This window comes from Mitsuaria sp. TWR114, assembly GCF_007997345.1.
Genome location: NZ_VOSR01000542.1, coordinates 1 through 4,886 on the forward strand (window position 1 = coordinate 1; position 4,886 = coordinate 4,886).

Sequence of the window (4,886 nt, forward strand, 5' to 3'; positions counted from 1 at the left end):
TCGTGCTGCTCGTGCTGCTTGCGCTGCTTGCGCTGCTTGCGCGGCGCTTGGCCGGGTCGGCGGGCGGCGGCGTCAGCAGCCATTGCTCCGATAAACCATCGCTGCCGAGCAGGAAGGCCTGGAGCGTCTGCTGGCGCGGCTCGAGGTAGAGGCAGATCGCCTCGACGTCGATGGCCGGCGCCGCCCACTGGCCGCGCTCGCGCAGGCGCTGGTCCCGCACCTCGATCAGGCGAAGGACGCCGGTGTCGGCGTCCTGCAGCAGCGCGACGGTCGTGCCGTCGGCGAGCCGGCGGCGATCCCAGCGCTTGGCGCGAATGCCGAATTCGTCCACCGGCTGGCCCGCGGCGTCGAGCAGCCGCAGGCCGCTCTTGCTCAGCTCGAGCACCGGCGCGGCCGCCGTTGCCGCCGTTGCCGCCGTGCCCGTTGTCCTTCCCGGTCCAGAAGCCGCCTGAGCGATCGGGACGAGCGCGCCCGCAGCCGCAACAGCCGTCGCCAGGAGCGCGCGGATCGTCATCCCAGCGGCGCGGGGAGTCCTCATCGTCTTCATCGTCATGACCTGCCGCTCCTTCAGAACATCGCCAGCTTCAGGCTGAGCTTGTAGGCCCGCCCGTACTGCTCGTACTGGGTGTTGAAGGCCTTGCTGCCCTGGTAGACGTAATAGCGTTCGTTGCTCAAGTTGAGCGCCTCGAACTGCAGCTGCAGCTGCTTCGTCAGCTGGATGCGCATCGACGCATCGATCTGGTTCTGCGTGTCGACCTTGCGGTCCTGCGCCGCGTCCAGCACGTCGCCGACCTCGAGCAGGTAGGGCGACTTGTGGTTCAGCGCGATGCGCGCGCCGAAGGCCGGCGACTCCCAGCCCAGGCTGAGGTTGATGCTGCGGTCGGACTGGCTCGGCAGCGCGATGCGCCGGCTGACGAAGCGGCCCTCGTCATGACCGCCGATGGTCGCGCGCGACTTCACGAAGCTGCCGTTCGCCCCGATCACCAGGCCGTTCCACGGCGCCGGCAGCGTGCTCAGCGCCTGGCTCCAGGAGAGCTCCAGCCCACGCACCGTCGCGTCGCCGCCGTTGGCGAAGGACTCGACATGGCTGAAGTCCTCCCAGCCCGGCGTGCCGGCCAGGTCGGTCTGGAAGGCGAAATCGCGGATCTTCTTGTGGAACAGCGCGGCCGACAGCACCCCGTCGCGCCCCAGTCTCTGCTCCAGGCCGAGGTCCAGGTTGCGCGCGCGCAGCGGCTTGAGCAGCGGGTTGCCGACGGTGGCCTCGTCGCCGTCGACGGTCACGCCCGGGCTCAGCTGGCCGAAGGCGGCCGCACCACCGCGTGCGTCAGCGCCGCGCGCAGCACCAGGCCTTCGTTGAGCTTCTGGCGCAGCAGCACCGCCGGCAGCCAGTGGCTCGAGCGCGTGTCCTGGTGCACCGCGCTCAGCTCGCCATCCTTCCAGGCGGTGCCGTCGGCGGTGAAGCGCACGCGCTCATGGCGCACGCCGACCAGCCACTGCGTGCCGCCGCGCTCCAGCGTCGCCTGCAGGTAACCGGCGTCGGTGCGCTCCTTCATCGCGTAGTCGTTGACCGACGAGTCGACCGCGTCGCGGAACGCGTTCAGGTCATAGGCGCCGTACAGGCCGCGCAGCTTGCCGGCATCGATGCCGGGCCCGAAGGCGGTCCACGGGTAGTCGACCTCGCCGCCGCCGACGAACTGGCCCAGCCCCAGCTGCGCCGAGGGGACGTTGTACGGCGCCTTCTTCAGCACCTTGGCGCTGGGCGCGTAGGTCTCCTGCGCGTTGTCCTTGTCGCGGCGCATCGCCTTCAGGCCGGTCTTGAGGTCGAGGTCCCAGCCGCCCAGGTCGAACTCGCGCTGCACGTCGGCCTTCAGGTGGCGCACCCGGTCGGTGGCGCTGCTCTGCTCCACCTTGGCCTTGTTGAAGGCGTATCGCGAGGCATCGCCCAGCCCGGCCACCGCCGTGGGCATCGGCCGGACGGTGTCGGTGTAGCCCAGGCCGGCGAAGTCCGCGGTGAAGGAGGACGAGGCCAGCGTGTCGGGCTTGTCCTCGCTGGCGCGGCCGGCACCGGCCTCGGCCCAGAACTTCCAGTCGCCGCGGCTGAGCTCGCTGCCCAGCACCACGGCGCTGGACTTGTTGATCTCGCGCCGCGCCTTCAGGCCGCGGCTGACGGTGCCGTCGCCGGTCTCGCCGGGCGCCAGCGGCTCGTCGAACTCGATCGCGATCGACTGGCGCTGCTCCTGGTCGGTGAAGCGGCTGCTGAAGCTGCGCAGGTAGACCAGCGAGGCCTCGTCCGGCTTGAAGTCCAGGTTCAGCGCCGCGCCGACGCGCTCGCGGGTGATGGTGTAGCGGCGCAGCTCGAAGCTGGCCAGCTTGTCGCCGTCCCAGTCGCCGCCGGTCTCGACGTTGTCGCTGGCGAAGCGGCGCTGGTCGGCCGACAGCGCCAGCGCCACGCCCAGCGTGCCGCCGGCGAAACGGTCGGCAAAGGCGACCGAGCCGCGCGGCCGGGTCCTGCCGGCGTTGGCGTCGTGGTTGGCGCCCAGTTCCATCGTGAACAGCCGGCCCGGCTGGTCGAAGGCGCTGAGCGTGCGCACCCTCACCGTGCCGCCCAGCGAGTTGGCGTCCTGGTCCGGCGTCAGCGTCTTCTGCACCTCCAGCGAGCGGATCAGGCCGGCCGGCACCAGGTCCAGGCCGGGAGCGCGGCGGTCGGACTCGGAGGCGGGCGTGAGCGCGCCGTTGATGTTGACCGCGTTGTAGTCCGGACCCAGGCCGCGGACGCGGATGAAGCGGCCTTCGCCCTGGTCGCGCTCCACCGACACGCCCGGCATGCGGGCCAGCGCCTCGGCGGCGTTGTTGTCGGGCAGTTGGCCGATGCCGTCGGCATGCACGATGTTGACGATGCCGGGCGCCGCGGACTGCTTGTCCAGCGCGGAGCGCAGCGCCGCCGCCTGGCCCACCGTCACGACGGTGTCGAGCTGGCGGGCGTCGGCCTTCGCGTCCCTGGCGGGCGGGGCGTCCGCGCGGGCGTCCTTGCGGAGGTCGGCGGCGGCCTCAGGGCGCGTGTCAGGACGCGTATCGGGACGGGTGTCGGCGGCCTGCTGCGCCCATCCGGGCGTGGCGGCGAAGAGGCTGGACAGGCACAGGGCGAGGAGCGTCGGGCGGGGCGGCGTGCGCATGGGAGGAGGTGGGTGAGTCACGGATGGCGGCGCACGTTAGGAAGCCGGGATGGCGGGTCCGTGACAGCGTGGGATTCTCGACGCGCCGCGGCCCGGACGGCTCCGCCAGGCCCGGCGCGTGAGCCGATTCGACCCCCGGCGCCGCGTGTGACGGCGACTGTCACAAACGCTGCCTAGCATCGCGCGCCATGAAAGTCGTGCTGCCGCGTCCGCCGCTGGTGCTCGCGCCGGTCGCGGGCTCGCGCCATTTCGGCCATGGGCTGCTGCTGGCGATGGCCGCCGTCACCTGGTCCTTCGGCTACTGGGCGGTCGCCAAGCCGCTGGCGCAGTGGCGCTGGGTCGACATCCTCAGCGAATCGCTGATCGTGGCGATGCTGGCGCTCTGGTTGGTGCAACTGCGCGCGAGCCGGCCCGCCGGCCGCGTCACCACCTGGCTGTGCCTGGGGCTGGCGGGGATGCTGCTGGGCGGCTGGGCGGACCTGATGGACGAGTTCTGGAAGTTCCCGCGCGCGTTCACGCTGCTGATGGGGATGGAATCCACCTGCCACGTCGTCGGCATGACCGGGCTGACCTTCGGATTGCACCTGTGGCGGCAGGAACAGCTGGCGCTGAACGCGCTGCGCGCCGGCCGTGAGCGCGGCTACCGGGAACACGCGCAGATCGACGGGCTGACGCAGCTGGGCGACGGCGCCTACCTGCTCGCGCAGATCGAGCGCCTGCGGCGCGCGCCCGCCGTGCCCACGACGCTGATGATGCTGGGCTGGCAGGACCTGCCCGCGCTGGCGCGCCAGCATGGGCTGGCGGAGTCGGAACGGCTGCTGCAGGCCACCGGGCCCTTGCTGCTGCTGCAGCTGCGCGAGGGCGACCTGCTGTGCCGTTACGCGGCGGACCGTTTCGTCGCGCTGCTGCCGAATGCGGACTCGGCGCTGCCGGGCGACCTGCTGGCGGCGCTGTCCGCGCATGTGCATCCCTGCGCAGACGGGCGCACCCGGGCGCGGCTCGGCGCCCGCATGGCCAGCGCGATGCTGGATCCCGACGAGGACGGCGAGGCGCAACTGCTGCGCCTGCTGGAGCGGCTGCGGTGAGCGCGCTCCCCAGCGCGGCACCCGAGCCCGACGACGCGCTCGCCGCGCTGCGCCAGGCGCTGCCGACGGGCGCGGCGACCGCCTATGGCGCCGACCACGCCTTCATCCCCTGGGCCTACCAGGGCGCGCTGCTGGCCGAGTTCGCCCGCAGCCGCGGCATCGATCCGGCCGAGTGGCTGGGCCGCTGCGGCGTGGTGCCGGGCCAGGCGCTGTCCGCGCGCCAGCTGCTGTCCATGCTGGCGGCCTTGCAGCCGCTGGCGGGCGACGTGGGTTTTGTCGTCGGCCAGTTGAGCCTCCCGGGCCATTACGGCCTGGCCAGCCAGGCGCTGCAGCAGGCTGGCGACCTGCGCCAAGCGCTGCGCGTGCTGTGCGACTGGCCCGCGCGGCTGTCGCCGCTGCTGACGCCGCGGCTGGTGGAAAGCGCCGACGAGTTGCTGCTGGTCTGGACCGAGGCCTGCGGCGCGCCGCCCAGCCTGCAGCCGCTGCTGGTGGACATGCAGATGAGCGCGGTCGTCGCGATGGCGCAATGGCTGGGTGGCGGCCGGTCGCTGCCCTGGCGCTTCAGCTTCAACCGCACGCGGCCGCGTGAGCTGTCGCGGCACGCGGCCTACCTCGGCCCGGCGCTGCA

Annotated in this window: 3 protein-coding genes and 1 pseudogene; 2 read left to right on the top strand and 2 right to left on the bottom strand. The window is 72.4% G+C overall.

The annotated features are described in order from the left end of the window. Positions 1–385: hypothetical protein (locus tag FUT87_RS18845; protein WP_404935418.1), on the bottom strand; the 385-nt coding region annotated here is incomplete at its 3' end. A gap of 182 nt (positions 386–567) precedes the next feature. Beyond that, positions 568–3,173 (bottom strand): annotated as a pseudogene (locus FUT87_RS18855) (TonB-dependent receptor). A gap of 188 nt (positions 3,174–3,361) precedes the next feature. Between FUT87_RS18855 and FUT87_RS18860 the strand changes: the two are divergent. Further along, entirely contained in the window at positions 3,362–4,258 is an 897-nt protein-coding gene (locus FUT87_RS18860) for a diguanylate cyclase domain-containing protein (RefSeq protein WP_147242018.1), read from the top strand. Continuing rightward, on the top strand, positions 4,255–4,886 hold a 632-nt coding region (locus FUT87_RS18865; protein ID WP_186830627.1), incomplete at its 3' end, for an AraC family transcriptional regulator ligand-binding domain-containing protein. The genes FUT87_RS18860 and FUT87_RS18865, both read left to right, overlap by 4 nt.

Bases quoted from the DNA above. Each gene is read 5' to 3' on its own strand.
- FUT87_RS18860 (WP_147242018.1), top strand. From the start codon at position 3,362: ATGAAAGTCGTGCTGCCGCGTCCGCCGCTGGTGCTCGCGCCGGTCGCG.